This is a genomic window from Flavobacterium collinsii, from assembly GCF_902804485.1.
GTDB lineage: Bacteria > Bacteroidota > Bacteroidia > Flavobacteriales > Flavobacteriaceae > Flavobacterium > Flavobacterium collinsii.
This window is the reverse complement of the sequence record NZ_CADCST010000102.1, coordinates 102328-127460: the sequence shown is the minus strand read 5'-3', so window position 1 is coordinate 127460 and position 25133 is coordinate 102328. Positions and strand designations below refer to the sequence as shown.

Annotated in this window: 33 protein-coding genes; 1 reads left to right on the top strand and 32 read right to left on the bottom strand. The window is 34.3% G+C overall.

Going from position 1 to position 25133, the window contains the following annotated elements; all coding sequences use genetic code 11:
- Positions 1 to 27 precede the first annotated feature (27 nt).
- The 8 genes from FLA105534_RS16820 to FLA105534_RS16785 all read right to left on the bottom strand — a co-directional run bounded on the left by FLA105534_RS16820 (position 28) and on the right by FLA105534_RS16785 (position 8963).
- On the bottom strand, positions 28 to 1341 hold the full coding sequence (locus FLA105534_RS16820) for a nucleotide sugar dehydrogenase (protein WP_173967255.1): 1314 nt from the start codon (positions 1339 to 1341) through the stop codon (positions 28 to 30).
- A 269-nt stretch (positions 1342 to 1610) separates the two neighbouring features.
- Positions 1611 to 2075: a UpxY family transcription antiterminator gene (locus tag FLA105534_RS16815; RefSeq protein WP_173967254.1), complete on the bottom strand. Its 465-nt coding sequence runs from the start codon at positions 2073 to 2075 to the stop codon at positions 1611 to 1613.
- Between the two features lie 78 nt (positions 2076 to 2153).
- Positions 2154 to 3545 (bottom strand): UDP-glucose 6-dehydrogenase, encoded by a 1392-nt coding sequence (locus tag FLA105534_RS16810; RefSeq protein WP_173967253.1) that lies wholly within the window; start codon positions 3543 to 3545, stop codon positions 2154 to 2156.
- A gap of 29 nt (positions 3546 to 3574) precedes the next feature.
- The gene (locus FLA105534_RS16805) at positions 3575 to 4558 is read right to left on the bottom strand and encodes an SDR family oxidoreductase (protein ID WP_173967252.1); all 984 of its coding nucleotides are present in this window, start codon (positions 4556 to 4558) and stop codon (positions 3575 to 3577) included.
- A gap of 10 nt (positions 4559 to 4568) precedes the next feature.
- Positions 4569 to 7010 carry an exopolysaccharide transport family protein gene (locus tag FLA105534_RS16800; protein ID WP_173967251.1) on the bottom strand — a complete coding sequence of 814 codons (2442 nt, stop codon included), beginning with the start codon at positions 7008 to 7010 and terminating at the stop codon, positions 4569 to 4571.
- A gap of 15 nt (positions 7011 to 7025) precedes the next feature.
- Positions 7026 to 7820 carry a polysaccharide biosynthesis/export family protein gene (locus tag FLA105534_RS16795; RefSeq protein ID WP_173967250.1) on the bottom strand — a complete coding sequence of 265 codons (795 nt, stop codon included), beginning with the start codon at positions 7818 to 7820 and terminating at the stop codon, positions 7026 to 7028.
- A 70-nt stretch (positions 7821 to 7890) separates the two neighbouring features.
- Positions 7891 to 8511 (bottom strand): recombination mediator RecR, encoded by a 621-nt coding sequence (gene recR / locus FLA105534_RS16790; protein WP_173967249.1) that lies wholly within the window; start codon positions 8509 to 8511, stop codon positions 7891 to 7893.
- 86 nt (positions 8512 to 8597) lie between these two features.
- On the bottom strand, positions 8598 to 8963 hold the full coding sequence (locus tag FLA105534_RS16785) for a CoA-binding protein (RefSeq protein ID WP_173967248.1): 366 nt from the start codon (positions 8961 to 8963) through the stop codon (positions 8598 to 8600).
- A gap of 153 nt (positions 8964 to 9116) precedes the next feature.
- On the opposite strand from FLA105534_RS16785, the gene FLA105534_RS16780 reads away from it, so the two are divergent.
- Entirely contained in the window at positions 9117 to 9746 is a 630-nt protein-coding gene (locus FLA105534_RS16780) for a MarC family protein (protein ID WP_173967247.1), read from the top strand.
- A 77-nt stretch (positions 9747 to 9823) separates the two neighbouring features.
- On the opposite strand, the gene ctlX is transcribed toward FLA105534_RS16780, so the two are convergent.
- The 24 genes from ctlX to rpsQ form a co-directional block, all read right to left on the bottom strand.
- Entirely contained in the window at positions 9824 to 10759 is a 936-nt protein-coding gene (gene ctlX / locus FLA105534_RS16775) for a citrulline utilization hydrolase CtlX (RefSeq protein ID WP_173967246.1), read from the bottom strand.
- 71 nt (positions 10760 to 10830) lie between these two features.
- Positions 10831 to 11745, bottom strand: a complete 915-nt coding sequence (locus FLA105534_RS16770) for a dimethylarginine dimethylaminohydrolase family protein (RefSeq protein WP_173967245.1) — start codon at positions 11743 to 11745, stop codon at positions 10831 to 10833.
- Between the two features lie 64 nt (positions 11746 to 11809).
- Complete coding sequence (locus FLA105534_RS16765; RefSeq protein WP_173967244.1) at positions 11810 to 13087, bottom strand: citrate synthase; 1278 nt, start codon at positions 13085 to 13087, stop codon at positions 11810 to 11812.
- Positions 13088 to 13242: 155 nt separating this feature from the next.
- Complete coding sequence (gene eno, locus FLA105534_RS16760; protein ID WP_173967243.1) at positions 13243 to 14535, bottom strand: phosphopyruvate hydratase; 1293 nt, start codon at positions 14533 to 14535, stop codon at positions 13243 to 13245.
- Positions 14536 to 14637: 102 nt separating this feature from the next.
- Positions 14638 to 15756, bottom strand: a complete 1119-nt coding sequence (gene carA, locus FLA105534_RS16755) for a glutamine-hydrolyzing carbamoyl-phosphate synthase small subunit (protein WP_173967242.1) — start codon at positions 15754 to 15756, stop codon at positions 14638 to 14640.
- 250 nt (positions 15757 to 16006) lie between these two features.
- Entirely contained in the window at positions 16007 to 16495 is a 489-nt protein-coding gene (rplQ, locus tag FLA105534_RS16750) for a 50S ribosomal protein L17 (RefSeq protein WP_017495007.1), read from the bottom strand.
- A gap of 36 nt (positions 16496 to 16531) precedes the next feature.
- Positions 16532 to 17524, bottom strand: coding sequence for a DNA-directed RNA polymerase subunit alpha (locus tag FLA105534_RS16745; protein WP_026109818.1), 993 nt, complete (start codon positions 17522 to 17524; stop codon positions 16532 to 16534).
- A gap of 21 nt (positions 17525 to 17545) precedes the next feature.
- Positions 17546 to 18151, bottom strand: a complete 606-nt coding sequence (gene rpsD, locus FLA105534_RS16740; RefSeq protein ID WP_026982953.1) for a 30S ribosomal protein S4 — start codon at positions 18149 to 18151, stop codon at positions 17546 to 17548.
- A 94-nt stretch (positions 18152 to 18245) separates the two neighbouring features.
- Entirely contained in the window at positions 18246 to 18629 is a 384-nt protein-coding gene (rpsK, locus tag FLA105534_RS16735) for a 30S ribosomal protein S11 (RefSeq protein WP_007803677.1), read from the bottom strand.
- Positions 18630 to 18637: 8 nt separating this feature from the next.
- A complete protein-coding gene (rpsM, locus tag FLA105534_RS16730) occupies positions 18638 to 19012 on the bottom strand; it encodes a 30S ribosomal protein S13 (protein ID WP_031456033.1) in 375 nt (124 codons plus the stop codon).
- Positions 19013 to 19014: 2 nt separating this feature from the next.
- Positions 19015 to 19131, bottom strand: a complete 117-nt coding sequence (ykgO, locus tag FLA105534_RS16725) for a type B 50S ribosomal protein L36 (protein WP_002987490.1) — start codon at positions 19129 to 19131, stop codon at positions 19015 to 19017.
- A gap of 12 nt (positions 19132 to 19143) precedes the next feature.
- The gene (gene infA / locus FLA105534_RS16720) at positions 19144 to 19359 is read right to left on the bottom strand and encodes a translation initiation factor IF-1 (protein ID WP_007136545.1); all 216 of its coding nucleotides are present in this window, start codon (positions 19357 to 19359) and stop codon (positions 19144 to 19146) included.
- 7 nt (positions 19360 to 19366) lie between these two features.
- Positions 19367 to 20713, bottom strand: a complete 1347-nt coding sequence (secY, locus tag FLA105534_RS16715; protein WP_173967241.1) for a preprotein translocase subunit SecY — start codon at positions 20711 to 20713, stop codon at positions 19367 to 19369.
- Positions 20714 to 20726: 13 nt separating this feature from the next.
- Entirely contained in the window at positions 20727 to 21179 is a 453-nt protein-coding gene (rplO, locus tag FLA105534_RS16710) for a 50S ribosomal protein L15 (RefSeq protein WP_173967240.1), read from the bottom strand.
- A gap of 11 nt (positions 21180 to 21190) precedes the next feature.
- A complete protein-coding gene (gene rpmD, locus FLA105534_RS16705; protein WP_017495010.1) occupies positions 21191 to 21373 on the bottom strand; it encodes a 50S ribosomal protein L30 in 183 nt (60 codons plus the stop codon).
- Between the two features lie 12 nt (positions 21374 to 21385).
- Positions 21386 to 21910 carry a 30S ribosomal protein S5 gene (gene rpsE, locus FLA105534_RS16700; protein WP_085950926.1) on the bottom strand — a complete coding sequence of 175 codons (525 nt, stop codon included), beginning with the start codon at positions 21908 to 21910 and terminating at the stop codon, positions 21386 to 21388.
- 3 nt (positions 21911 to 21913) lie between these two features.
- Positions 21914 to 22264, bottom strand: coding sequence for a 50S ribosomal protein L18 (gene rplR, locus FLA105534_RS16695; protein WP_072960630.1), 351 nt, complete (start codon positions 22262 to 22264; stop codon positions 21914 to 21916).
- A gap of 11 nt (positions 22265 to 22275) precedes the next feature.
- Positions 22276 to 22818 carry a 50S ribosomal protein L6 gene (gene rplF, locus FLA105534_RS16690; protein WP_173967239.1) on the bottom strand — a complete coding sequence of 181 codons (543 nt, stop codon included), beginning with the start codon at positions 22816 to 22818 and terminating at the stop codon, positions 22276 to 22278.
- Between the two features lie 18 nt (positions 22819 to 22836).
- On the bottom strand, positions 22837 to 23235 hold the full coding sequence (rpsH, locus tag FLA105534_RS16685; RefSeq protein ID WP_017495014.1) for a 30S ribosomal protein S8: 399 nt from the start codon (positions 23233 to 23235) through the stop codon (positions 22837 to 22839).
- A 104-nt stretch (positions 23236 to 23339) separates the two neighbouring features.
- Positions 23340 to 23609, bottom strand: a complete 270-nt coding sequence (rpsN, locus tag FLA105534_RS16680; protein WP_031456037.1) for a 30S ribosomal protein S14 — start codon at positions 23607 to 23609, stop codon at positions 23340 to 23342.
- A gap of 3 nt (positions 23610 to 23612) precedes the next feature.
- On the bottom strand, positions 23613 to 24164 hold the full coding sequence (rplE, locus tag FLA105534_RS16675) for a 50S ribosomal protein L5 (protein ID WP_017495015.1): 552 nt from the start codon (positions 24162 to 24164) through the stop codon (positions 23613 to 23615).
- Positions 24165 to 24166: 2 nt separating this feature from the next.
- Positions 24167 to 24481, bottom strand: a complete 315-nt coding sequence (rplX, locus tag FLA105534_RS16670) for a 50S ribosomal protein L24 (RefSeq protein ID WP_007803650.1) — start codon at positions 24479 to 24481, stop codon at positions 24167 to 24169.
- A gap of 11 nt (positions 24482 to 24492) precedes the next feature.
- The gene (gene rplN / locus FLA105534_RS16665) at positions 24493 to 24861 is read right to left on the bottom strand and encodes a 50S ribosomal protein L14 (protein ID WP_007803649.1); all 369 of its coding nucleotides are present in this window, start codon (positions 24859 to 24861) and stop codon (positions 24493 to 24495) included.
- Positions 24862 to 24863: 2 nt separating this feature from the next.
- Entirely contained in the window at positions 24864 to 25124 is a 261-nt protein-coding gene (gene rpsQ, locus FLA105534_RS16660; protein WP_007803646.1) for a 30S ribosomal protein S17, read from the bottom strand.
- Positions 25125 to 25133 lie beyond the last annotated feature (9 nt).

Here is a 25133-nt window from a genome sequence, read left to right as displayed (position 1 = left end):
TTTTCTTTAAATAAAAAAAAGCCTATACTATAACCTATTATCGGCTAAAGTACCTAGGACTCCCTTTACATCATATAATAAACTATTTTCTTTTTGCAATTCTGAAAAATCCAATTTCAAAAATTCTTTATGTGCTACTCCAAGTACAATAGCATCAAATTTTTCATTTGGAACAGAATTAATAGTTTCTAGTTTGTATTCTTTTCTAACTTCTTCTATATTAGCCAAAGGATCGTATAATGTAACAGCAATTCCATACTCTTTTAAAGCTTTGATTACATCAACAATTTTTGTATTTCTAACGTCCGGGCAGTTTTCTTTGAACGTAATTCCTAGCATCAAGAGATTTGCTCCATTAACTGAAATTCCTTTTTTAATCATCAATTTTACTACCTGAGAAGCCACATACTCTCCCATGCTGTCATTCAAACGTCGTCCTGCCAAAATTATTTCAGGATGATACCCAAATTCCTGAGCTCTTTGTGCTAAATAATAAGGATCTACACCAATACAGTGACCTCCAACCAATCCTGGTTTGAAAGGTAAAAAATTCCATTTTGTAGCAGCAGCATCTAATACTTCCTGCGTATCGATATTCATTAAATTGAATATCTTAGCTAGTTCATTTACAAAAGCTATATTAATATCCCGTTGAGAATTTTCTATAACTTTTGCAGCTTCAGCTACTTTTATTGAAGGTGCCAAATGTGTTCCGGCAGTAATTACAGATTTATAAAGTGTATCCACTTTTATTCCAATCTCTGGAGTTGATCCTGAAGTTACTTTCAAGATCTTCTCAACAGTGTGCTCTTTATCTCCCGGATTTATTCTCTCAGGGGAATACCCTGCAAAAAAATCTTTATTAAATGTCAATCCTGAAAATTTTTCCAGAACTGGTACACATTGTTCTTCCGTTACTCCCGGATATACTGTTGACTCGTAAATTACAATATCTCCCTTTTTTAATATCTCACCAACTGATTCACTCGACTTATACAATGGAGTTAAATCAGGACGATTATTTTTATCAACTGGGGTTGGAACGGTAATAATAAAATAGTTGCAATCTGCTATATCATTAAGTGAAGTAGTACAATATAGGCCAATCTGAGAATTAGACTTATCTACCAAAACTTTCTGTAAGGTCTCGTCATCTACTTCTAATGTAGTATCTGTACCCGATTTTAGAGAAGAAACTCGTTCTTGATTTATATCAAAACCAACAACCACATATTTAGTAGCAAATAATCTGGCTAAAGGCAAACCAACATAACCTAAGCCAATAACAGCTATTTTTATGTTTCCATCCAACATGTATTCCTTTTTATCCATTTCAGTCATTTCAATTCACGGCTTCGCCCTTCTGAGTCACATTTTTTTGACACAGATACCCCCAAAATCATTTTCGGCAAATATAGTATAATAACTCAATTTAATCAATACGGTTTCCCGTATTACTTAAAAAATAGACTATTAAAAAAAACCTAACCCAATAACCACCTCTCAATCAGTATGCAAAAAATCACATTATAAAAAAAACAGAGAAATAAAATCTTAAACTAAAGAATTCTACCCTCTGTTTTAACTGAAATTGTAAAACTATAACTAAATTATTTGTATTTTATTTTAAGTACACAGCCCAAAGATTCTAAAACCAATATATAATGTGTGTTTGAAACTTCCTGAACAATCGCTTCCTGATTACTGAAAACTCCTGCTTCTATTTTTATCCGATCTCCAGCCTGAATTGAAGTCACTGATATATCACTTATGTTTGGAGCCTTAAGACTTCCTTTTATACTATTAATTTCTTCATCACGAACAATTGCAGGTTTACCCAGCCAAAACAAATAGCGCACTACTCCTGCTATCTGAAAAACGGAATTACGATCAATATCTTTCAATTGAACAAATACGTACGAATTAAAAAGAGGAACTTCAATTTTCTTCTTCCTGTCTGACCATTCTTTCACCTGAGTGATTAGCGGGCAATAACACTCAATACCTATTTGACTCAGTCTGTCCGCAACTTTCTTCTCCCATTTAGGCTTCGTATAAACAACATACCAATTCATAATCTCCTTTTACAATGAATAAAATCCAACACCGTCTTTCTTCTTTTATACCAAATTTTACTTCAATACCAATCTCAATTAGGAACCTATCCCATTATAAATAAAACCAATTGACTCCAGCTTTTTTGCATTTAAGATATTTCTTCCATCAAAAACGAAAGCAGGCTTATGCATTGAATCATATATTCTTTGCCAGTCGTAAGTGGTAAACTCATCCCATTCTGTTAAAACAGCTATTGCGTGAGCATCTTTACAAGCATCATAAGCGTTATCAAACGTTACGACTCTGGCTTTATTCTCTTCAATTGACCTCGTTTCCAAATAATTTAAATCGCTCTGTATTTTGTTTCCGGAAACTTTAGGATCATAAACAGCTATACTTGCCTGTTCAATAATCAAATCATCTGCCACATAAATTGCCGCAGATTCTCTGGTATCATTTGTATCCTTTTTGAATGCCCAGCCTAAAAAGGTAATTTTTTTATCCGCAACAGTGTTATACAGAGTCTGAACAATTTTATTCGAAAATCTTTTCTTCTGATGATCATTCATTATAATCACCTGCTCCCAATAATCGGCAACTTCGTTCAAACCATACGATTTTGCTATATACACTAAATTGAGAATATCTTTTTGAAAACAAGAACCTCCAAAACCAACTGATGCTTTTAAAAATTTAGATCCTATTCTGCTATCCATTCCAATAGCACGAGCGACCTCGTTAACATCAGCACCTGTTTTTTCACACAATTCGGACATTGCATTTATGGACGAAATACGTTGTGCTAAAAAAGCATTCGCTGTTAATTTAGACAATTCCGATGACCAGACATTGGTGGTTAAGATTTTATCTTTGCTTACCCAATTTGCATAAACATCAACTAAAGCATTTATCGCCACTTCGCCTTCCGGTGTTGTATCACCTCCGATCAGGATTCGATCAGGATTTAACAAATCAGTGACAGCAGTTCCTTCGGCCAGAAATTCCGGATTTGATAAAATTTGAAACTGTACTCCATTTCCGGTATTATCCAAAATACTTTTTATTGCCTCGGCCGTACGCACTGGCAAAGTCGATTTCTCAACAACAATTTTATTTTGTTTCGCCACTTTTGCGATTTGTCTGGCACACAATTCAATATATTTTAAATCGGCCGCCATACCTTTTCCTTTTCCATAGGTTTTAGTTGGCGTATTTACAGAAATAAAGATTACCTGAGCCTCATCAATCGCCTTTTCTACTTCTGTTGAAAAGAAAAGATTTCTCCCCCTTGCCTCAGCTACTATTTCAGAGAGTCCAGGTTCGTAAATCGGAATATTATTCGTATCAGGATCGTTCCAGTCTTTAATTCTTTGCTCATTCAAATCGACAACAGTCACTTGAATATGTGGACATTTTTGAGCAATTACTGCCATTGTTGGCCCCCCAACATAACCTGCACCAATGCAACAAATTTTTGTAATTTTCATTTACTTTACTATTATCTTGATCCTTGTTTTTATTTTAAATTATTCCAATACCAGCTTACCGCCTCTTTTAAACCATCTTGTAAAGAGTATTGTGGATCATACCCTAATACAGTCCTCGCTTTGTCGATACTTGCTAATGAATGCGGAATATCTCCCGCCCGATTGGCTCCGTAAACAATTTCTACATCTCTAATTTTTGAATCAAATTCACTCAAATACTCTTTTAAATATCCAATCAAATCATTCAAAGAATTTCGATCACCAAAGGCTGTATTGTAAACTGTATTAATTGCAGCAGGATTTTGACTTGTCATTGCCAATTCGTTCATCTGAATTACATTATCGATATAAGTAAAATCACGAGAATAATTCCCATCACCATTTATCACTGGGCTTTCATATTTCATGAGCTGCATTACAAACTTCGGAATTACAGCTGCATAAGCTCCATTAGGATCTTGTTTTCTTCCAAAAACATTAAAATATCGCAATCCAATAGTTTCTAATCCATATGTTTTACTAAAAATCTCAGCATACAATTCATTTACATACTTTGTGATCGCATATGGCGATAGCGGTTTACCTATAACTTCTTCAACCTTTGGCAATCCTTGAGAATCTCCATACGTTGATGAACTTGCTGCATATATAAACCTTTTAACTTTTGCATCACGGGCCGCTACTAACATATTTAAAAAGCCAGAAACATTTACGTCATTTGTTGTAATAGGATCATTGATTGATCTCGGAACTGAACCTAAAGCTGCCTGGTGTAAAACATAATCTACTTCTTCAACTGCCAAAACACAATCGGCTATATTTCGGATATCTCCTTCTATTAATTTAAAATTTGAATTCGAAATAAAATCCTTTAAATTATGGTGATGGCCCGTTGAAAAATTATCCAGACAAACTACTTTATGACCAAGCCCTAAAAAATACTCAGACAAATTCGATCCAATAAATCCTGCACCTCCCGTAATCAAAATTCTATATTGTTTTGATGTATTCATTTACTTCGAATTATTTTTTATTGAATTTTTTCAAAATACTGTCCCAAAAATTTACTTTCACTTCCTCATCATGGTAACCATTTGCATAAGCGCCATAACCATAGCCATAAGCGGCACCGTATTTTGCCTTATTCTCATAACCATTTAAAACGATGCTGGCATTATTCAACTCGCCTCTTTTAACTCTGGTGTTCAACAAGGTAATCATATCCTTTTTAGTATAATTCTGCCTTACTATATATAGCGTCACATCTGCAAATTGCGCCAATTCTAATGCATCCGAAACTAACCCAACCGGAGGCGTATCCAAAATAATATAATCATACTTTTGTTTCAGTTCCAGAATTAATTCCTTCATAGCATCACTCAGAATAAGTTCTGAAGGATTTGGCGGAATTGGACCTGAGAGTATAACGTCCAGATTTGGAACCTGCGTCTGGTTTGTAATTTCATTTAAATTATTTTGTTTAATGAGATAATTAACAACACCTATTTGATTTTTTAAATTAAATTCATCTGCTAATCTGGGTTTTCTCAAATCCAAACCAAGAATTACAGTTTTCTTTTCACTTAAAGCAAATACTGTCGCAATATTGATCGAACAAAAGGTCTTCCCTTCACCACTTATGGACGAGGTAATCATTAACGTTTTTGAACCACTTACCTGTTGCTTTTTATACAAAAACTGCAACGAAGAACGAATAGCCCTAAACGCTTCAGACAATGCCGATTTTGGTTTGTCAAATACTGCCAAACTCAACGAATTCTTGTTTACACCGATAATACCAATTAATGGTATTTGGGTCAATTTGCTAACATCTTCAGTATTCTGAATTGAATTATTTACAAAGAAAACCCCAAAAACGAACAACAAAGGAATTAATGTCCCCAAAAATAAGGCCAACACATAATTCACGGAAGTTTTTGGACCGATTAATCCCCCTCCAATATCTTTTGCAGGATCAATAAAATGAATATCTGATAAATTTGATGCTTTAACGATTTCAGCTTCATTTCTTTTCTTGAGAAATTCAGTATAAATATTATCACTTAAATCATATTTTCTCTGAATCTTCAACAGCTCCTGCTGTTCTTCCGGAAGTTTTTTTACTGTACTTTCGGCCTGACCAATTTTCGCATTTATCATAGCTAAATCTGTCAATAATAATGCTTTTGCAGAGGTTATATTTTCTAACAAAACATTTTTAACAGCTTGCATTTGGTTGTCAAAATCCTTAAAAATCTTATCACTTTTTACAGCATAAGCCATTTCCGATCTTTGTGCGGAAAGCGCAATAAGTTTCGACACATTCACAACAACATTTGGATCTTCAATCCCTGCTACCGTAGGGGCCGGTAATCTTGAATAGTCGTTGCTATTATTTAAATATGACTTTAACGAATTATAATAAGCAATCTTTCTTGCAACCTGATCTTTTTCAACATCAAAATCCATTATTTTATCCGAAACCTTAGCTCCTCCTCCTTCGATTTCATAGATATTTTTATCTTTTCTAAACGATTTCAACTCATTACCTGTTTGCTTCAATTGCATTTCCATAGCAATAAGAGTACTATCGATAAATCGGATGGTATTTGTCGCAAACTGATTTTTCCCGTCAAGCTGAATTTTGATTAACATTTTTACTGTCGAATTCAAATATTCGACCATTCTGGCTTTATTCGTCCCTTGCATTCCAAGAGTCAGGATTGAACCGCCTTTATCATCAGAATCAACACTTACTCCTCTATAACGTGATACTGTTCCGTCAAAATCATTAAATCGAACGAAATACTCGTTTCCGGTATAAAAACCCGGATTATCATTTATCTGTAAACTCCAATTTAAAAAAGGAAGTCCAATTTGTTCTCCTACTTTGCATCTTCTTGTATATTCTTTGGGCTGAATAGCAGTATTACTATAAGTATTATTGGAGTAAGTAATTAATGATGCCGAATTACCTTCAAACGGAATTCTAATTTCATATTCATTCGGACTCAAAAACTTAATACCAATCAATGTATTAGCAAGCTGTCCTTTTGTTTTGTCAATTTTCACATAAAAAGGAACCGCACCATAAGAGTCAACTAAATTGTATTTTCCCTGAACAAGATAATCGATATAAAACTGTAATTTATCTATAACTAACTCGTTGTGTGATCTGGATTGTATGACCGTTGTTATTCCATTTACCTGATCTGAAACGCCACCCCAATTAAAAACTAAACTTGTATTGGATGTAAAAAAAGGGTTTCTTTCTTCCTTAATTGAAACCAAAGTCTGCATCCCGTAAATTTTTTCTTTACGAACATTAACCTGATAAGCAATAGCAAAAGCAATTATCAAACTAACTAAAAATAACTTCCAATAACTGGCTATTTTCAGCAAGAATCCTTTAAAATCAAAATTTGAGTGATTTTCAAAAATGGAAAAATCTTTTATATCTAACATCTTTTGAATTTAATTTTAGTTTTTAAGCAATAAAAACACTGTTGTTGCCAAAGACAAAACCGTAATAATTGTTGTGATAGACTCTATCCCGGTTTTTCCTGTTCCCCAAGATTTTTGTTTGACTGGTTTTACATAAATATAATCATTAGGCTGCAGATAATAATAAGGCGATTTCATCACGTTTATATCCGTCAGATCTATATCTTGCATTTGCACACCCGTTGGCGATTGACGAATTACAGTTACCGCCTTTCTATTACCTGTAATAGTGATATCTCCTGCGTTTGCAATAGCTTCCATAATATTTACATGTTCCTGAAACAACGTTTTTGTTCCGGTGCTTCCAACTTCTCCATTTATGGTATATCTAAAGCCGGCTAATTTTACGATAACAAAAATATTAGCTTCGCTTTTAAAATATTCTTCCAGTAATTTTTTTTCAATTCGAACACGGACTTCTTCAAGCGTATATCCAATAACGTTAATTTCACCTAAAATCGGCATTCTGATATTACCATGATCGTCAACAGTAAATCCATTAAAATACGAACCAGATTCCGATTTCGCTGTGCCGGAAGAAGCGCTATCTGTAGTACTAAAAATTGAAACTAGCTTAGAGTCAATTGCTTTTATATCAATGCTTAAAACATCATTCACCTGTAATCTGTAAGGCTTGGACTCCACAGCAACAATATTATTTTGCTCTCCGGAATTATTTTTATCCTGCAAATAAATTAGGTCTTTAACAGGAATGCAAGATGTAAATAGTATGCTAATTGATAACAGTAAATAAAAGCCGTTTTTTGTCATTAGTTAAATTTTATCGCAAATATAGCTTTTCCTTTAATCTTCAGAAAATCTAAGTGTTATTTGAGCTTATTTAGTTGTTTTTGAAAGTTTTTTCGAATAGAACCCGATGCAAAATACTTCGTCCAAGCGTAATTTCGTCTGCATACTCCAATTCATCTCCTACCGAAATTCCTCTAGCAATTGTAGAAATTATAATTTCTGATTCAGCAATTTGCTTATAAATATAGAAATTAGTGGTATCTCCCTCCATTGTTGAACTGAGTGCAAAAATAATCTCTGTAACCTTTCCAGCTTTTACCTTCTCAACCAGGCTTGAAACATTTAACTGACTGGGACCAACTCCCTCAATTGGAGAAATCTTCCCTCCCAGCACATGATAAATTCCCTTGTACTGACCTGTATTTTCAATCGCCATCACGTCACGAATATCCTCAACAACACAAATCGTTTGATGATTACGTGATAAATTGGCGCAAATTTCGCAGACTTTTGTATCTGAAATGTTATGACAATTTTCGCAAAATTTAATATTCTCACGCATATTCAATAGCGCCTGAGATAAAAAACCAGTTTGTTCTTTGGGCTGTTTTAACAAATGCAGAACTAATCGCAATGCCGTACGTTTACCAATTCCTGGCAACTGAGACATTTCGCTAACTGCTTTTTCTATTAATTTTGATGAAAATTCCATGACGACAAAAATAATACATTAATATTTCTTTTCAGATTCGATTAAAATTGAGTTTCTCTATTTTTTCGAGCTCAAAAACAAACGAATTAGTACTGATTTGTAGCCAATAAAACCAAAGTACAGGCTACTTCTGCCTTAATATTATTCAATTCTAACAATTGGTAAAATTCGGGATTTTCTGAACCTGGATTAAAAACAACTCTTTTAGGCTGTGCTTCTATAATGTAATTGTAATAATCACGCTGACGAGCAGGATTCAAATACAAAGTTACAGTATCGATATTTTTCACGGGAATTGTTTTCGTATGTATCTTCACACCAGCAACTTCGCCTGTGTTCTGACCAATTGCCAAAACAGTATGTCCTTTTTCAACTAACATATTTATTGCTCTAAAAGCGTAACGTTCCGGTTTTGTAGTCGCACCAAGAACAAGGGTTTTCTTATTTTTCATTATTTTTAAATATACTGCAAAAGTAATCAAAAAGAATGAGCTTATTTCTAGCTTATCGATTTAGAATTAACTGCAATAAAAAACAATATCCGTGTACGATTTTATCCTGAAGTTTCAAAAAATGTCTATTTTTACCGCACTAACCTAAACACTATGGATTTATTCATTTATTTATTTGCCGCTCTCTTTTCCGTTTTGAACCCGATCGGAACAGTACCCATCTTTGTGGGCTTAACTCAACATGATTCTCAAAAAGAACGTTCACGGATTTCTCTTTGGACAGCGATAAATGTTGGAATCATTTTATTGGTTTCTTATTTTATCGGCCAATATGTTCTGACTTTTTTTGGAATAAGCATTGATGCTTTACGAATTGCTGGTGGAATTGTAATTGTAAATTCCGGTTTTTCTCTACTTTCAGGAAAATTCAATAAAAAACGAGGAATCAATAAAAAAATTGAAACTGATGCACAACAACGTAATGACATTGCACTAACACCCTTGGCAATACCAATGCTTGCAGGGCCGGGATCAATGTCTTTATTAATTGCTTTTTATCAGGAACACCACGGAATAAATGAAATTATAATTTCATGCTCAGCTATCTTGGCAATTGCATTTACAATTTTCGCTATCCTTAAAAGCGCCCATTATTTAGCCAGAATACTTGGTGCTTCAGGAATTGTAGCCATATCACGAATTGTTGGTTTTATCGTAATTTCAATTGGAATTCAATACATCGTTAGTTCTATCATCAATATCGTTAAAGGAAATTTGATGTAAGACCGACTTTACAACATCTAACAGAAAGGGGATAAAACAATGTTTTATCCCCTTTTTATATATTTAAAAGTTTTATTCTAACTTCTCGGCAAAAACACTTCAGCCATCATGCATCTGGCACTTCCACCTCCGCAAGCCTCAATAGTATCTAAACTCGAACTTAAAATTTCAGCATGATTTTCTAACTGTGCAATTTGTTTTGGAGTCAGGCTCTGAAGTGCAGATGCGCTCATCACAATATACTTCTTGTCGTCTGTCCCTCGAACTTCAAGCATGTTACCCGCAAAATTATTGACTTGTGCCTCTGTAATCAGGATAACTTCCTTTTTGTCTGCTTTTAGATTTTCAAGAACCATTTTACGTTCTTTTTTGTCATCAATACAATCTGCACAAATAACAGCAAAAGTTTCGCCCAAACACATCATTACATTCGTATGATAAATCAATTTACGTTCTCCATCAACAGTTTGAAAAGCTTCAAAAATAACAGGGGCATAATCAAAATCTTCACAGAATTCAATAAACAGCTCTTCGTCAGCACGAGGAGACAAAGCGCAGTACGCTTTTGCATTTGCGCGGTCCAAAAGCAAACTTCCGGTTCCCTCCAAGAAAAAGCCGTCTTCTTCTGCCGATGTATAATCGACTATATTAGCAATTTCGAAGCCTTTCTCTTCAAGTGTATCCAGAATATCTTCACGACGTTCCTGACGACGATTTTCTGCAAACATTGGATACAAAGCTACATCTCCATTTTCATGAAATGAAATCCAGTTATTTGGAAAAATACTGTCTGGGGTATCTGTTTCCAGCGTATCCTCAACAACAGTAACATCTACTCCAACTGCTCTAAGTTTCTCAACAAAGTCATCAAATTCCTGCTGTGCTTTTGCATTTACTGTACTTGGTAAAAGCCCGTCCAATACCTTTTGGTAATAATTATTCACTGCCGTTTGCTCATTCATTCTGAAAGCAACTGGTCGAATCATTACAATTGCATTTGTAGTTTGTTTCATTTTATATCTTTTTTTTATTTCAAGTTTCAGATTTCATGTTAATTAAACATGTAACCTAAAACTCGAAACTTTTAATCTCTTATTAATGGCAAAGTTGAACATCTCAACAATCCCTCCTGTTTTGCAATTTCTGCGTACGGAATTTCTTCCACAATGAAACCACTAGAGCGCAACCAATTGTTCAAGCGGGTGAAATTTTTCTCAGAAACCACTACATTTTCATCAATCGAAAATACATTTGAGAACATATTATACATCTCATTCCTTTCAATATGAAATAAATTTTCCATTCCGAAAAGGTTTACCAAATACAAATAATCAGCTTCTTCACGGAAACCTCTCTTATAAATAATCCCTTTATCTTTTCCAACAGGCTGAAAACAACAATCCAGATGCAAAGCATTGTCACGAGCTTCCAATTTTGATTTCACCAAATCAAATTCTTTGACAATTTTATTCGGAAACGTTTTTTTTATAAAATCTACACCCTGCATATTGGTTCGTGCTGTAATGTAATCTTTATAATCACTTCCCTTATAAGTTCCAATAAAAACATGATCGTTCCACAACATAACATCACCTCCTTCAATATGGACTTCCTCTGGCGGACGAACTACTTTTAAAGGATCCATCTGATCGATTACATATTGAATAGCATCCAACTCGCGTTCTCTGTCCGGCAGAATATTTGACTTCACAAAAGTATCATCTATCACAAAACCTATATCCCTCGCAAAAATCTGATTGTAATTTTCAATCATTTCAGGACGATATACTTTTACATCATATTTTTGAAAAACAGCATTAAAAGCATCCATTTCGGCAATCATATCTTTTTCGATAGGATATGTCCCTGCTTTAATATGTTCCAACGATTTAGGATCATAAGCTTCCTCTAAAGTTGGAGTTGGCCCATTATGAACTGCAGAACCCAAAACTACTGCCCGCAGCCTTGACGTTTCGTTCTTTATATTTAATTGCAACATAACTATATTGTATTTTGAGCAAAGATAAAAAAAGCTTCACAGTTAAGTGAAGCTTTAATTTTTTTTATTTGTTTGACTTAAACTCTCTCAACGGGTGTCCAGTGTAAATTTGTCTTGGTCGGCCAATTGGCTCCTTGTTCTCACGCATTTCTTTCCATTGCGCGATCCAGCCTGGTAATCTTCCGATAGCAAACATTACAGTAAACATATCTGTTGGGATCCCTAATGCTCTGTAGATAATTCCAGAATAGAAGTCAACATTTGGATATAAATTTCTTGATTTGAAGTACTCGTCTTCAAGAGCTGCTGCTTCTAATTTTTTAGCAATCTCCAAAATCGGATCTTCAACACCTAAAGTATCCATTACTTCTTTAGCTGCTTTTTTGATGATTTTTGCTCTCGGATCGAAGCTTTTGTAAACTCTATGACCAAATCCCATTAAACGGAAAGGATCGTTTTTATCTTTTGCTTTTGCTAAGAATTTTTCAGTATCTCCACCATCTTTGTTGATTTCTTCCAACATTTCAAGTACTGCCTGATTTGCACCTCCGTGTAGAGGCCCCCAAAGCGCAGAAACTCCTGCAGAAATAGAAGCAAATAAACCAGCGTGAGATGAACCTACCATTCTTACTGTAGACGTAGAACAATTTTGTTCGTGATCTGCATGAAGAATAAACAATTTATCTAATGCATCAATTACGATAGGACTAGCAGAGTAAGGCCCTGTAGGCAATTTAAACATTAATTGCATGAAATTTTCAACGTAACCAGTTGTATTATCATAATAATTCAACGGATACCCCATAGTCTTTCTATACGTCCATGTTGCGATTACAAGAAACTTACCCATTGTTTTACAAATGGCTTCGTACATTTCTTTCTCGTTTTCAACATTTACCGCTTTTGGATTAAATGCTGTTAAAGCACTAGTCAAAGCAGATAAAACTCCCATTGGGTGGGCTGTTTTTGGAAAACCATCAATGATATTTTTCATTTCTTCGTTTACCAAAGTATGTTTTTTGATACCATTTTCAAATTGCTCTAATTCCTTAGCTGTTGGCAATTCTCCAAAAATTAAAAGATAAGACACTTCTAAGAAGCTTGCTTTTTCAGCAACATCTTCAATTGAATATCCTCTGTAACGCAAAATACCTAATTCTCCGTCTAAGAAAGTGATTTCACTCTTACAAGAACCCGAATTTTTATACCCAGGGTCTAAGGTAATAATACCTGTTAAATCACGTAATTTGTTAATATCGATAGCTGATTCATTTTCACTCCCCGTGATTACCGGAAGTTCAATTTTTTGACCATCTACTTCTAATGTAGCTATTTTTGACATAATATATCGGAAATAAATCTTTAAAATAATAATTTATCAAATCTAAGGAATTTAAGACTAATTAAAAAAAGAATCCTGCTATGAATTTGTTAAAACTCCAAAAAAAAACCATCCGCGGCGGCGGATGGTTTAAATTTAATATATAACTCTTACAATTATTTAATCTTAAAAGCATTTAGACCAGGAAAATAAGCTGTACTTCCTAACTCCTCTTCGATTCTTAATAATTGATTGTATTTGGCCATACGATCAGAACGGGAAGCAGAACCTGTTTTAATTTGTCCGCAGTTTAAAGCAACCGCTAGATCAGCAATTGTATTATCTTCTGTTTCTCCTGAACGGTGCGACATTACTGAAGTATATCCAGCATTTTTAGCCATATTTACAGCTGCAATCGTTTCCGTTAAAGTACCTATTTGGTTTACTTTTACTAAAATTGAATTTGCGATACCTTTTTCAATTCCTGTAGATAAACGAGCAACATTAGTTACAAACAAATCGTCACCTACCAATTGCACTTTATCCCCAATTTTATCTGTTAGATATTTCCATCCATCCCAGTCATCTTCATACATACCATCTTCTATAGAAATAATTGGATATTTAGCAGCCAATTCAGCTAAGTAATCAGCCTGCTCTTCAGAAGTTCTGATTTTTCCAGTCTCACCTTCAAATTTAGTGTAATCGTATTTTCCGTTTACGTAAAACTCAGAAGCAGCACAGTCAAGAGCAATCATAATTTCATCACCGAAAGAATATCCAGCTTTTTCAACTGCCAACTTAATCGTATCTAAAGCATCTTCAGTACCACCGGCTAAATTTGGTGCAAAACCACCTTCGTCACCTACAGCCGTACTTAAACCTCTATCGTGTAATACTTTTTTCAAGCTATGGAATATTTCAGTTCCCATTTGCATAGCATGTGTAAAAGAAGTTGCTTTCACAGGGAAAATCATGAATTCCTGAAATGCGATAGGCGCATCAGAGTGAGAACCTCCATTGATGATATTCATCATTGGCACAGGTAACGTATTAGCAGAAACTCCACCTACATATCTGTATAATGGCAATCCTAATTCATTAGCAGCAGCTTTGGCAGCGGCCAAAGAAACTCCTAAAATAGCGTTAGCTCCTAATTTAGATTTGTTAGGAGTACCATCTAGATCAATCATTAACTGGTCGATCGTGTTTTGTTCGAAAACAGAAGTACCCACTAACTCTTCAGCAATAACAGTATTTACATTGTTCACTGCATTCAAAACTCCTTTTCCAAGATAAGCTTTACCTCCGTCACGTAATTCAACAGCTTCATGCTCTCCAGTTGATGCCCCAGATGGAACTGCAGCTCTACCTAAAACGCCATTTTCAGTTACAACATCAACTTCAATAGTAGGATTACCTCTGGAATCAAGAATTTGTCTTGCGTGAACTTTAATTATAATACTCATTATTTTTATTTTTTTATTAATAAATTATATTTTTTTTTCGAAATTATAAAAATATTTAATAGTAAAAACGTATTCTAGCTAATAAACATCTTTATTTATTAACTACATCGTTTTAGCAGTAACTTCTTTTATATTCTCGACAAACTGATCAAACAAATACGACGAATCGTGAGGTCCCGGACTAGCTTCCGGATGGTATTGTACTGAAAAACAATTCTTACTCTTCATGCGCATACCCGCAACTGTTTGATCATTTAAATGTAAATGGGTAATTTCCAACTCCGGGTGATTGTCCAACTGCTCTTTATTTACAGCAAAACCATGATTTTGTGAAGTTATCTCACCTTTACCCGTAATCAAATTTTTCACTGGGTGATTAATTCCACGATGACCGTTAAACATCTTATACGTCTGAACTCCATTTGCCAAAGCAATTACTTGATGTCCTAAGCAAATTCCAAACAAAGGCTTATCATTAGCTAAAATTTCTTTTGCCACTTCAATAGCTCCAAAAAGCGGATCCGGATCTCCAGGTCCGTTTGATAAAAAGTAGCCATCCGGATTAAACTCAGCTAAATCTTTATAAGTTGAGTTGTATGGAAACACCTTAATGTAACAATCCCTCTTCGCCAGATTTCTCAGGATATTTTTCTTAATTCCCAGATCTAAGGCAGATATCTTATAAGTAGCATTTTCATCTCCAAAAAAATAAGGTTCAGTAGTTGAAACTTTTGATGCCAACTCTAAACCTTCCATATTCGGCACATTAGCCAACTCCTTTTTTAATTCTTCAATCGAAGTACCATCTGTACAAATAACGGCATTCATTGCCCCGTTGTCACGAATATAACTTACAAGAGCCCTTGTATCAACGTCAGAAATACAAATTAAGTTTTGCTTTATAAAATAATCTTCCAAGCTACCTAAGGCATCTTCTCTGGAATAATTAAAGCTAAAATTTTTACAAACCAAACCGGCTATTTTGATGCTCTCAGATTCAACTTCAGAATCATTAACACCATAATTTCCAATATGAGTATTAGTAGCAACCATTATCTGGCCAAAATAAGAAGGATCTGTAAAAATCTCTTGATATCCAGTCATTCCTGTATTAAAACAAACTTCACCAAAAGTCTTACCGCTAATTCCGATAGATTTTCCGTGAAAAATAGTCCCATCACTTAGTAATAAAATGGCGCTTTGTCGTGTCGTGTATTTCATTCTTTAATTTGTATTGTTTTTTTAATTGTTTCATGAAATTCCTTTTAGGATTTTCATTTGTAATTAGATATTTTGCAAATTTACTTCTTTAAAAGAGTGCTTCCAAAATTTTTTAAAAATTTCATCTCTAAAAATAAAACCCATATACTGAAATAAGTTAAATTTTGGTTTCACTGAAAAAAAATCAAAAAAAAAGGATAAACTAAAAATTAGTTTATCCTTGATTTCTATAGAATCATTACTTTCATAATTATTCAGAAGCTTCAGTAGTCGTTTCTGATTCAGCAGCAGGAGCTTCAGGAGTACCTTCAGCTTTTTTAGCTTTACCACCACGACGGCTTTTTGCTTTTTTAACTTCTTTTTTACCACCATTGTAAAGTTCATTGAAATCTACAAGTTCGATCATTGCCATATCAGCATTATCTCCCAAACGATTTCCAACTTTAATGATACGAGTGTATCCACCTGGACGGTCTCCAACTTTAGCAGCTACGTCTCTGAACAAGTCAGTTACCGCATATTTACTACGTAAGTAAGCAAAAACAATACGACGGTTGTGAGTCGTATCTTCTTTTGATTTTGTGATTAAAGGCTCAACAAATTGTTTAAGCGCTTTAGCTTTAGCAACAGTAGTGTTAATACGTTTGTGCTCAATAAGAGAACAAGCCATATTAGCTAACATAGCTTTTCTATGTCCAGTCTGTCTGCTTAAGTGATTGAATTTTTTTCCGTGTCTCATTGCTATTTTAAATTTAATCCGCCGCGGCGGATTGAATTATTCTTTATCTAATTTGTATTTAGCTAAATCCATTCCGAAAGTTAAATTCTTAACCGCAACAAGTTCATCAAGTTCAGTTAAAGATTTTTTACCAAAATTACGGAATTTCATTAGATCATTTTTATTGAACGATACTAAATCACCAAGTGTATCAACTTCAGCCGCTTTCAAGCAATTTAATGCTCTCACAGATAAATCCATATCAACAAGCTTAGTTTTAAGCAATTGTCTCATATGCAATGACTCTTCATCATACGATTCTGTTTGTGCAATTTCGTCAGCCTCGAGTGTAATTCTTTCGTCAGAAAATAACATGAAGTGGTGAATTAAAACTTTAGCAGCTTCAGTAAGGGCATCTTTTGGATTAATAGATCCATCAGTTTTAATTTCAAAAACTAATTTTTCGTAATCTGTTTTTTGCTCTACACGGAAGTTTTCAATTGCATATTTTACATTTTTTACCGGAGTAAAAATAGAGTCTGTAAAAATGGTACCAATTGCAGCGTTCTGTTTTTTGTTCTCCTCAGCAGGAACATATCCTCTACCTTTTTCGATTGTTAAATCGAAGTTCAATTTGATTTTAGAATCTAAGTTACAGATAACAAGGTCTGGGTTCAGAACTTGAAAACCTGAAATAAATTTTTGAAAATCACCTGCTGTTAATTGATCTTTACCAGAAACAGAAATTGTAACTGCTTCATTATCGATATCTTCGATTTGACGTTTGAAACGTACTTGTTTTAGATTAAGGATAATTTCGGTAACATCTTCAACAACACCTGAAATAGTAGAAAACTCATGATCTACACCTTCGATACGAACAGATGTAATTGCATAACCTTCTAATGCTGAAAGCAAAACTCTTCTAAGTGCATTACCAACTGTCAATCCATAACCAGGTTCTAAAGGTCTAAATTCGAATTTACCTTCAAAATCGGTTGAATCGATCATGATAACTTTATCGGGCTTTTGAAAATTAAATATTGCCATAAATTTCGACTAAGTCAATTATTATTTGTTGTACAACTCTACGATTAATTGTTCTTTAATGTTTTCTGGAATTTGAAGTCTCGCAGGTACAGAAACGAAAGTTCCTTCTTTAAGATCATTGTTCCAAGTAATCCATTCATAAACATGACTTGAATTTGATAAAGAACGTTCGATAGCTTCTAAAGATTTAGATTTTTCACGAACTGCAACTTTATCACCAGGTTTAAGGTGGTAAGAAGCGATATTTACAACTTCACCATTCACAGTAACGTGTCTGTGAGAAACTAATTGTCTAGCACCTCTTCTAGAAGGAGCAATACCCATTCTAAAAACAACGTTATCTAATCTTGCTTCACATAATTGTAAAAGAACTTCACCAGTAACACCTTTAGTAGCTGATGCTTTTTTGAATAAATTTCTGAATTGTTTTTCTAAAATTCCGTAAGAATATTTAGCTTTTTGCTTTTCCATTAACTGAACAGCATATTCAGATTTTTTACCTCTTTTTTTAGCCATCCCGTGTTGTCCAGGTGGGTAATTTCTTTTTTCGAAAGATTTATCATCTCCGAAGATTGCCTCGCCAAATTTACGAGCAATTCTAGTTTTAGGACCAGTATATCTTGCCATTTCTAAAAAATTAATTTAAGGTAGAGATTATGAATTCAGGTCAAATCCTTCGATAATCTATGCTCTACCTTGTTTATACTATGAATAAATAAAATTAAACTCTACGTCTTTTTGGAGGACGACATCCGTTGTGAGGCATTGGAGTAACATCGATAATCTCTGTAACTTCAATTCCACCGTTATGAATAGAACGAATAGCAGACTCACGTCCGTTTCCTGGTCCTTTTACATAAACTTTTACTTTTTTAAGTCCTGCCTCAAGAGCTACTTTACTACAATCTTCTGCTGCCATTTGAGCTGCATACGGAGTGTTCTTTTTAGAACCTCTGAAACCCATTTTACCAGCTGAAGACCAAGAAATAACTTCACCTTTCTTGTTAGTCAAAGAAATGATAATGTTGTTGAAAGTGGCAGAAATATGAGCTTCACCCGTTGATTCAACGATAACTTTACGTTTTTTTGCAGTTGCTTTAGCCATATTACTTATTATTTAGTTGCTTTTTTCTTGTTAGCAACAGTTTTTCTTTTACCTTTTCTTGTTCTAGAGTTGTTTTTAGTTCTTTGTCCTCTTAACGGAAGACCAGATCTATGACGGATACCTCTGTAACAACCAATATCCATTAAACGTTTGATGTTCAAAGAAACTTCAGAACGTAATTCTCCTTCAATTTTGTAAAATCCAACTGCATCACGAATTGCTCCGATCTCGTCATCATTCCAATCTTGAACTTTTTTGTCTTGGCTAACTTGAGCTTTTTCTAAAATCTCAATAGCTCTACTTCTCCCTAATCCAAAGATATAGGTTAGTGCTATAACACCTCTTTTATTTTTTGGGATATCTACCCCTGCTATTCTTGCCATAATTATCCTTGTCTTTGTTTAAATCTAGGATTCTTTTTGTTTATTACGTACAATCTCCCTTTTCTACGCACGATAATGCACTCGGCACTTCTCTTTTTTACTGATGCTCTAACTTTCATAGTGAATATCCTTTAATATCGATAAGTAATTCTTGCTTTTGACAAATCATAAGGACTCATTTCCAGTTTCACTTTATCACCAGGTAATAACTTGATGTAATGCATACGCATTTTACCAGAAATATGAGCAATTACGATATGTCCATTTTCTAACTCTACACGGAACATCGCATTTGATAATGCTTCGATGATTGATCCGTCTTGTTCTATTGCTGATTGTTTTGCCATAAATATATTAAGCTACCGCTTTTCTATTTTTACCAGTCTTCATTAAACCATCATAATGCTTGTTTAACAAGTATGAATTGATTTGTTGAATAGTATCTATTGCAACTCCAACCATAATTATTAATGAGGTACCTCCAAAAAACATTGCCCAAGATTGTTGTACATCCATAATACTTACAACAATAGCTGGGAACACAGCAATCAAAGCAAGGAATAAAGATCCTGGGAAAGTTATTAAAGACATCACTTTATCAAGGAAGTCTGAAGTTTCAGCTCCTGGACGAACTCCAGGAATAAAACCACCACTTCTTTTTAAATCATCGGCCATTTTGTTAGTAGGAACAGTGATTGCAGTATAAAAGAATGTAAATACAATAATTAAAGTTGCAAATACAAAGTTGTACCAAAATCCGAACATATTACTAAACGCACCAACAATAGATTGTGATGTGTCTGATTTAGACAATCCAGCTACAGCTGCAGGAATAAACATAATTGCCTGAGCAAAGATGATTGGCATAACTCCAGAAGCATTAAGCTTAAGAGGAATCCATTGTCTATTACCACCAGCTAAATCCTGCTCGTAATCACCAGTTGTTGTACGACGAGCGTACTGAACCGGAATTCTGCGTACTGCCATTGTAAGCAATACACAAGAAATGATTACTAATAACCACACAATAATCTCAATAACTAACAACATTGGACCTCCATTGTTATTGGTAACTCTGGTTGTAAATTCTTGTATAAAAGCTTGCGGTAAGCGCGCTAAGATACCAACCATAATCAATAATGAAATTCCATTTCCAATACCTTTATCTGTAATTTTTTCTCCAAGCCACATAGCAAAAATTGTACCTGTAACTAAGATAATAACTGATGAGAACAAAAATTCAGCTGAATTAAAGCCCAGTAAGAATGCACTACCAGGCAATGTTCTATACAAATTATAGATATAAGTTGGACCTTGAACCAGTGTAATAGCTATAGTCAACCAACGAGTGATTTGATTAATCTTTTTTCTACCACTCTCTCCATCGTTCTGAAGTTTTTGCAGATAAGGAATCGCAATTCCCATCAACTGAACAACAATAGATGCAGAAATATAAGGCATAATACCTAAAGCAAAAACTGAAGCTTTAGAGAAAGCACCTCCCGTAAACATGTCCAGGATAGATCCTAAACCATTTTTAGTTTGCCCCGCTAAACCTGTTAACTGAGTTGCGTCAATTCCAGGAAGCGTAACATGTGCACCAAAACGATATACTAAAAGCAATCCTAAAGTAATTAAGATTCTATTTTTCAGTTCTTCGATTTTCCAAACATTACTTATTGATTCAATAAATTTCTTCATCTTAATAGATAAGTTATATAATTACAGCTTCTCCACCAGCAGCTTCGATAGCAGCTTTTGCAGTAGCGGTAAATTTGTGGGCAGTTACTTTTAATTTTGCTTTCAATTCTCCTCTACCTAAAATCTTAACGATTTCATTTTTGGTAGCTAGACGATTTGCTACGAAATCTGTCATAGAAACAGAATCAGTAATCACACCATTGTCTACTAATAATTGAAGCGTATCTAAATTAACACCTTCGTATTCTTTACGATTGATGTTTGTGAAACCAAACTTAGGTACACGTCTTTGAAGTGGCATTTGCCCTCCTTCAAAACCAATCTTTTTAGAATAACCAGAACGAGATTTTGCTCCTTTGTGACCTCTTGCAGAAGTACCACCTTTTCCAGAACCTTCTCCTCTACCTAATCTTTTATTTTGATTGTGTGTTGACCCTTCAGCTGGTTGTAAGTTACTTAAATTCATAACAGTATTTGTTATTTAGCTTCTTCTACAGAAACTAAGTGTTTAACTTTGTTTATCATCCCAAGGATTGCAGGATTTGAATCATGCTCTACAACTTGTCCCATTTTACGTAGACCTAAAGCTTCCAAACCTCTTTTTTGAGAAAGAGGGCAGTTGATTTTGCTTCTTACTTGTTTTACTAATAATTTAGCCATAATTTCCTTGAATTAACCTTTAAAAACTTTTTCTAAAGAAACACCTCTTTGTTTTGCAACAGTATGAGCGCTTCTCATTTGTAATAAAGCATCAAAAGTTGCTTTTACCACGTTATGAGGATTTGATGATCCTTGAGATTTAGATAATACATCGTGAATACCTACTGATTCAAGAACTGAACGAACAGCTCCACCAGCAATAACTCCTGTACCATGAGAAGCAGGAATTAAGAATACACGTGCACCACCAAATTTACCTTTTTGTTCGTGAGGAACAGATTGTCCGTTCAAAGGAATTTTTACTAAATTTTTCTTAGCATCTTCTACTGCTTTCGCAATTGCTTCAGAAACGTCTTTAGATTTTCCTAATCCATGACCAACTACTCCGTTTTCATCACCTACAACTACAATAGCAGAAAAACCGAAAGCTCTACCACCTTTTGTAACCTTAGTAACACGATTAACACTTACCAGACGATCTTTAAGTTCAAGACCACTTGGTTTTACCAATTCTACATTTTTGTATTTAGACATAATATATTAGAATTTAAGTCCAGCCGCTCTTGCGCCTTCTGCTAATGATTTAATACGACCGTGGTATAAATATCCACCTCTATCAAAAGTGATGGTATCAATCCCGGCTTTTAACGCTTTCTCTGCAACTAGTTTTCCAACAGCAGCAGCTACTTCAACGTTAGTACCTTTTCCTATTTCTTTTTCTCTTGAAGATGCAGCTAATAAAGTAACTCCGTTTACGTCATCAATAAGTTGAGCGTAAATTTCTTTGTTGCTTCTAAATACAGATAGTCTTGGGTTAGTAGCAGTACCACTAATCGATTTTCTAATTCTGAATCTAATTCTCTGTCTTCTATCAGATTTTGTTAATGACATAATCTTATTTTTTAAGCTGATTTACCTGCTTTTCTTCTTAATACTTCACCCACAAATTTAACACCTTTTCCTTTGTATGGCTCAGGCTTACGGAAACCTCTGATTTTCGCAGCTACCTGACCTAAAAGTTGTTTATCAAACGATGTTAATTTTACGATAGGGTTCTTTCCTTTTTCAGATATTGTTTCTAAAGCTACTTCTGGAGCAATTTCTAAAACAATATTGTGAGAATATCCAAGAGCTAAATCTAACTTTTGACCTTGGTTTGAAGCTCTATAACCAACTCCAACTAATTCAAGTTCTTTTGTAAAACCTTCAGATACACCAATAATCATGTTATTGATTAATGATCTGTACAATCCGTGTTTTGCTCTTTGGTCTTTATGATCAGACGATCTTTCAACTTGTACTTGATCGCCTTCAACTGTTACAGTTACGTCCGAAAACTCCTGAGTTAGTTGACCTTTTTTTCCTTTTACTGTAATAATACCGTCTTTAACTTCTACAGTTACGTCAGCAGGGACTACAATTGGGCTTTTACCTATTCTTGACATCTTATTTAGTCTTTAAAATTAGTATACGTAACAAATTACTTCACCACCTACATTTAATTGTTTCGCTTGTTTTCCAGTCATAAGACCTTTTGAAGTTGAAACAATTGCAATTCCTAATCCGTTAAGGATTCTTGGTAATTTGGCAGCACCTGCGTATTTACGTAAACCAGGTTTACTAATTCTTTGGATATCTTTAATTACAGGCTCTTTAGTATCTTTATCATACTTCAAAGCAATTTTGATTGAACCCTGAACAGAGTTGTCTTCAAATTTGTAACTTAAGATATAACCTTGATCAAATAAGATCTTAGTTATTTCTTTTTTTAGATTAGAAGCTGGAATTTCAACAACTTTGTGGTTTGCAGCCACAGCGTTACGAACTCTAGTCAAATAATCTGCAATAGGATCTGTATACATATGTATTTGATTGCGATTACGGTTTTCGGGAGACACTCGTCTCCCGAACCTTTAATCAATTAAAATTATTTTTTGGTTTGCAAAAGTAATAACTTTTTGCGAGATTACCAAGATGCCTTTTTAACTCCAGGAATTAACCCATTATTAGCCATCTCACGGAAAGTTACACGTGAAATACCAAATTGACGGATATAACCTCTTGGTCTACCTGTTAATTTACAACGATTGTGTAAACGAACTGGTGAAGCATTTTTAGGTAATTTTTGTAGGCCTTCATAATCTCCAGCTTCTAATAAAGCTTTTCTTTTTTCAGCGTACTTAGCTACCGTTTTCTCTCTTTTCACCTCACGGGCTTTCATTGATTCTTTAGCCATGTCTTAATTCTTTTTAAAAGGTAATCCTAATTCAGCCAATAATGACTTTGCTTCCTTGTCTGTTTTTGCAGTAGTAACAAATGTAATATCCATTCCTGAAATTTTGTTTACTTTGTCAATATCAATTTCCGGGAAAATGATTTGCTCTAAAACTCCAAGATTGTAGTTACCTCTTCCGTCGAAACCAGTAGCTTTGATACCACTAAAATCTCTAACGCGTGGTAAAGCAGAAGTAATAAGTCTATCTAAAAACTCATACATTCTCTCTCCACGTAAAGTAACTTTTGCTCCAATAGGCATCCCTTTTCTCAATTTGAAAGACGCAACGTCTTTCTTTGAAATTGTAGATACTGCTTTTTGTCCAGTGATCTTTGTTAACTCATCAACTGCATAGTCAATAAGTTTTTTATCAGATACAGCTGCACCAACTCCACGGCTCAAAACGATTTTTTCAAGTTTAGGAACTTGCATTACGTTTGTATATCCGAATTCTTCTTTAAGAGCAGAGATTACTCTACTCTTATATTCTTCTTTTAGTCTAGGTGTATATGCCATTACTATAGTACTTGATTAGATTTTTTTGAAAATCTTACTTTCTTATCTCCTTCTACTCTAATACCAACTCTAGTTGTTTCCTTAGTTTTAGGATCAATTAGTGAAATGTTAGATATTTGTATAGAAGCTTCTTTCTTAACGATACCACCTTGAGGGTTTTTAGCACTTGGTTTTGTATGTTTCGAAACCATGTTTACACCTTCAACTATCGCTTTATTTTTCTCACGGTAAACACGTAAAACTTTACCTTCAGCACCTTTATGGTCTCCAGCAATAACTCTTACGATATCTCCTGATTTTATTTTTAGCTTTATCATCTTAAAACGAATTAAAGCACTTCTGGTGCTAATGATACAATTTTCATGAATTGTTTTTCACGAAGTTCTCTTGCTACCGGACCAAAAACACGTGTCCCTCTCATTTCCCCTGCAGCGTTCAAAAGAACACATGCATTATCATCGAAACGGATATAAGAACCATCAGCTCTTCTCACTTCTTTTTTGGTACGTACAACAACTGCAGTTGAAACAGCTCCTTTTTTAACGTTACCGTTAGGAGTTGCATCTTTAATAGATACTACAATCTTGTCACCAACAGAGGCATACCTTCTTTTGGTACCTCCTAAAACACGGATAGTTAAAACTTCTTTTGCTCCCGTGTTATCTGCTACTTTTAGTCTTGATTCCTGTTGTACCATAATTATTTAGCTCTTTCTAAGATTTCAACTAATCTCCAACATTTTGTTTTACTTAAAGGACGCGTTTCGCTAATTCTTACAGTATCTCCAATGTTACAGTCGTTTGTTTCGTCGTGTGCAACGTATTTCTTTGTTTTCAACACGAACTTACCGTATAATGGGTGTTTTACTTTTCTTACTTCAGCAATAACAATAGACTTATCCATTTTATTTGAAGTAACAACACCTATTCTTTCTTTTCTTAAATTTCTTTTTTCTTCCATCTTTCAGCA

What these genes read in the sequence shown, in the direction of transcription:
- FLA105534_RS16820 (WP_173967255.1), bottom strand. Translation starts at nt 1,341, where the DNA reads ATGACTGAAATGGATAAAAAGGAATACATGTTGGATGGAAACATAAAA.
- FLA105534_RS16785 (WP_173967248.1), bottom strand. Translation starts at nt 8,963, where the DNA reads ATGAAAAATAAGAAAACCCTTGTTCTTGGTGCGACTACAAAACCGGAA.
- rpsH (WP_017495014.1), bottom strand. Translation starts at nt 23,235, where the DNA reads ATGTATACAGATCCTATTGCAGATTATTTGACTAGAGTTCGTAACGCT.
- carA (WP_173967242.1), bottom strand. Translation starts at nt 15,756, where the DNA reads ATGAAATACACGACACGACAAAGCGCCATTTTATTACTAAGTGATGGG.
- FLA105534_RS16805 (WP_173967252.1), bottom strand. Translation starts at nt 4,558, where the DNA reads ATGAATACATCAAAACAATATAGAATTTTGATTACGGGAGGTGCAGGA.
- FLA105534_RS16810 (WP_173967253.1), bottom strand. Translation starts at nt 3,545, where the DNA reads ATGAAAATTACAAAAATTTGTTGCATTGGTGCAGGTTATGTTGGGGGG.
- rplR (WP_072960630.1), bottom strand. Translation starts at nt 22,264, where the DNA reads ATGTCATTAACAAAATCTGATAGAAGACAGAGAATTAGATTCAGAATT.
- rpsQ (WP_007803646.1), bottom strand. Translation starts at nt 25,124, where the DNA reads ATGGAAGAAAAAAGAAATTTAAGAAAAGAAAGAATAGGTGTTGTTACT.
- rpsM (WP_031456033.1), bottom strand. Translation starts at nt 19,012, where the DNA reads ATGGCAAGAATAGCAGGGGTAGATATCCCAAAAAATAAAAGAGGTGTT.
- FLA105534_RS16800 (WP_173967251.1), bottom strand. Translation starts at nt 7,010, where the DNA reads ATGTTAGATATAAAAGATTTTTCCATTTTTGAAAATCACTCAAATTTT.
- FLA105534_RS16745 (WP_026109818.1), bottom strand. Translation starts at nt 17,524, where the DNA reads ATGGCAATATTTAATTTTCAAAAGCCCGATAAAGTTATCATGATCGAT.
- recR (WP_173967249.1), bottom strand. Translation starts at nt 8,511, where the DNA reads ATGGAATTTTCATCAAAATTAATAGAAAAAGCAGTTAGCGAAATGTCT.
- rplF (WP_173967239.1), bottom strand. Translation starts at nt 22,818, where the DNA reads ATGTCAAGAATAGGTAAAAGCCCAATTGTAGTCCCTGCTGACGTAACT.
- ctlX (WP_173967246.1), bottom strand. Translation starts at nt 10,759, where the DNA reads ATGAAACAAACTACAAATGCAATTGTAATGATTCGACCAGTTGCTTTC.
- ykgO (WP_002987490.1), bottom strand. Translation starts at nt 19,131, where the DNA reads ATGAAAGTTAGAGCATCAGTAAAAAAGAGAAGTGCCGAGTGCATTATC.
- FLA105534_RS16770 (WP_173967245.1), bottom strand. Translation starts at nt 11,745, where the DNA reads ATGTTGCAATTAAATATAAAGAACGAAACGTCAAGGCTGCGGGCAGTA.
- FLA105534_RS16815 (WP_173967254.1), bottom strand. Translation starts at nt 2,075, where the DNA reads ATGAATTGGTATGTTGTTTATACGAAGCCTAAATGGGAGAAGAAAGTT.
- rpsD (WP_026982953.1), bottom strand. Translation starts at nt 18,151, where the DNA reads ATGGCAAGATATACTGGTCCTAAAACTAGAATTGCTCGTAAATTTGGC.
- eno (WP_173967243.1), bottom strand. Translation starts at nt 14,535, where the DNA reads ATGAGTATTATAATTAAAGTTCACGCAAGACAAATTCTTGATTCCAGA.
- rpmD (WP_017495010.1), bottom strand. Translation starts at nt 21,373, where the DNA reads ATGGCTAAATTATTAGTAAAACAAGTAAGAAGCAAAATCAACTGCCCT.
- rpsN (WP_031456037.1), bottom strand. Translation starts at nt 23,609, where the DNA reads ATGGCTAAAGAATCAATGAAAGCCCGTGAGGTGAAAAGAGAGAAAACG.
- FLA105534_RS16780 (WP_173967247.1), top strand. Translation starts at nt 9,117, where the DNA reads ATGGATTTATTCATTTATTTATTTGCCGCTCTCTTTTCCGTTTTGAAC.
- secY (WP_173967241.1), bottom strand. Translation starts at nt 20,713, where the DNA reads ATGAAGAAATTTATTGAATCAATAAGTAATGTTTGGAAAATCGAAGAA.
- rplE (WP_017495015.1), bottom strand. Translation starts at nt 24,164, where the DNA reads ATGGCATATACACCTAGACTAAAAGAAGAATATAAGAGTAGAGTAATC.
- rpsK (WP_007803677.1), bottom strand. Translation starts at nt 18,629, where the DNA reads ATGGCTAAAGCAACTGCAAAAAAACGTAAAGTTATCGTTGAATCAACG.
- FLA105534_RS16795 (WP_173967250.1), bottom strand. Translation starts at nt 7,820, where the DNA reads ATGACAAAAAACGGCTTTTATTTACTGTTATCAATTAGCATACTATTT.
- rplO (WP_173967240.1), bottom strand. Translation starts at nt 21,179, where the DNA reads ATGAATTTAAGTAACTTACAACCAGCTGAAGGGTCAACACACAATCAA.
- infA (WP_007136545.1), bottom strand. Translation starts at nt 19,359, where the DNA reads ATGGCAAAACAATCAGCAATAGAACAAGACGGATCAATCATCGAAGCA.
- rplQ (WP_017495007.1), bottom strand. Translation starts at nt 16,495, where the DNA reads ATGAGACACGGAAAAAAATTCAATCACTTAAGCAGACAGACTGGACAT.
- rplX (WP_007803650.1), bottom strand. Translation starts at nt 24,481, where the DNA reads ATGATAAAGCTAAAAATAAAATCAGGAGATATCGTAAGAGTTATTGCT.
- FLA105534_RS16765 (WP_173967244.1), bottom strand. Translation starts at nt 13,087, where the DNA reads ATGTCAAAAATAGCTACATTAGAAGTAGATGGTCAAAAAATTGAACTT.
- rplN (WP_007803649.1), bottom strand. Translation starts at nt 24,861, where the DNA reads ATGGTACAACAGGAATCAAGACTAAAAGTAGCAGATAACACGGGAGCA.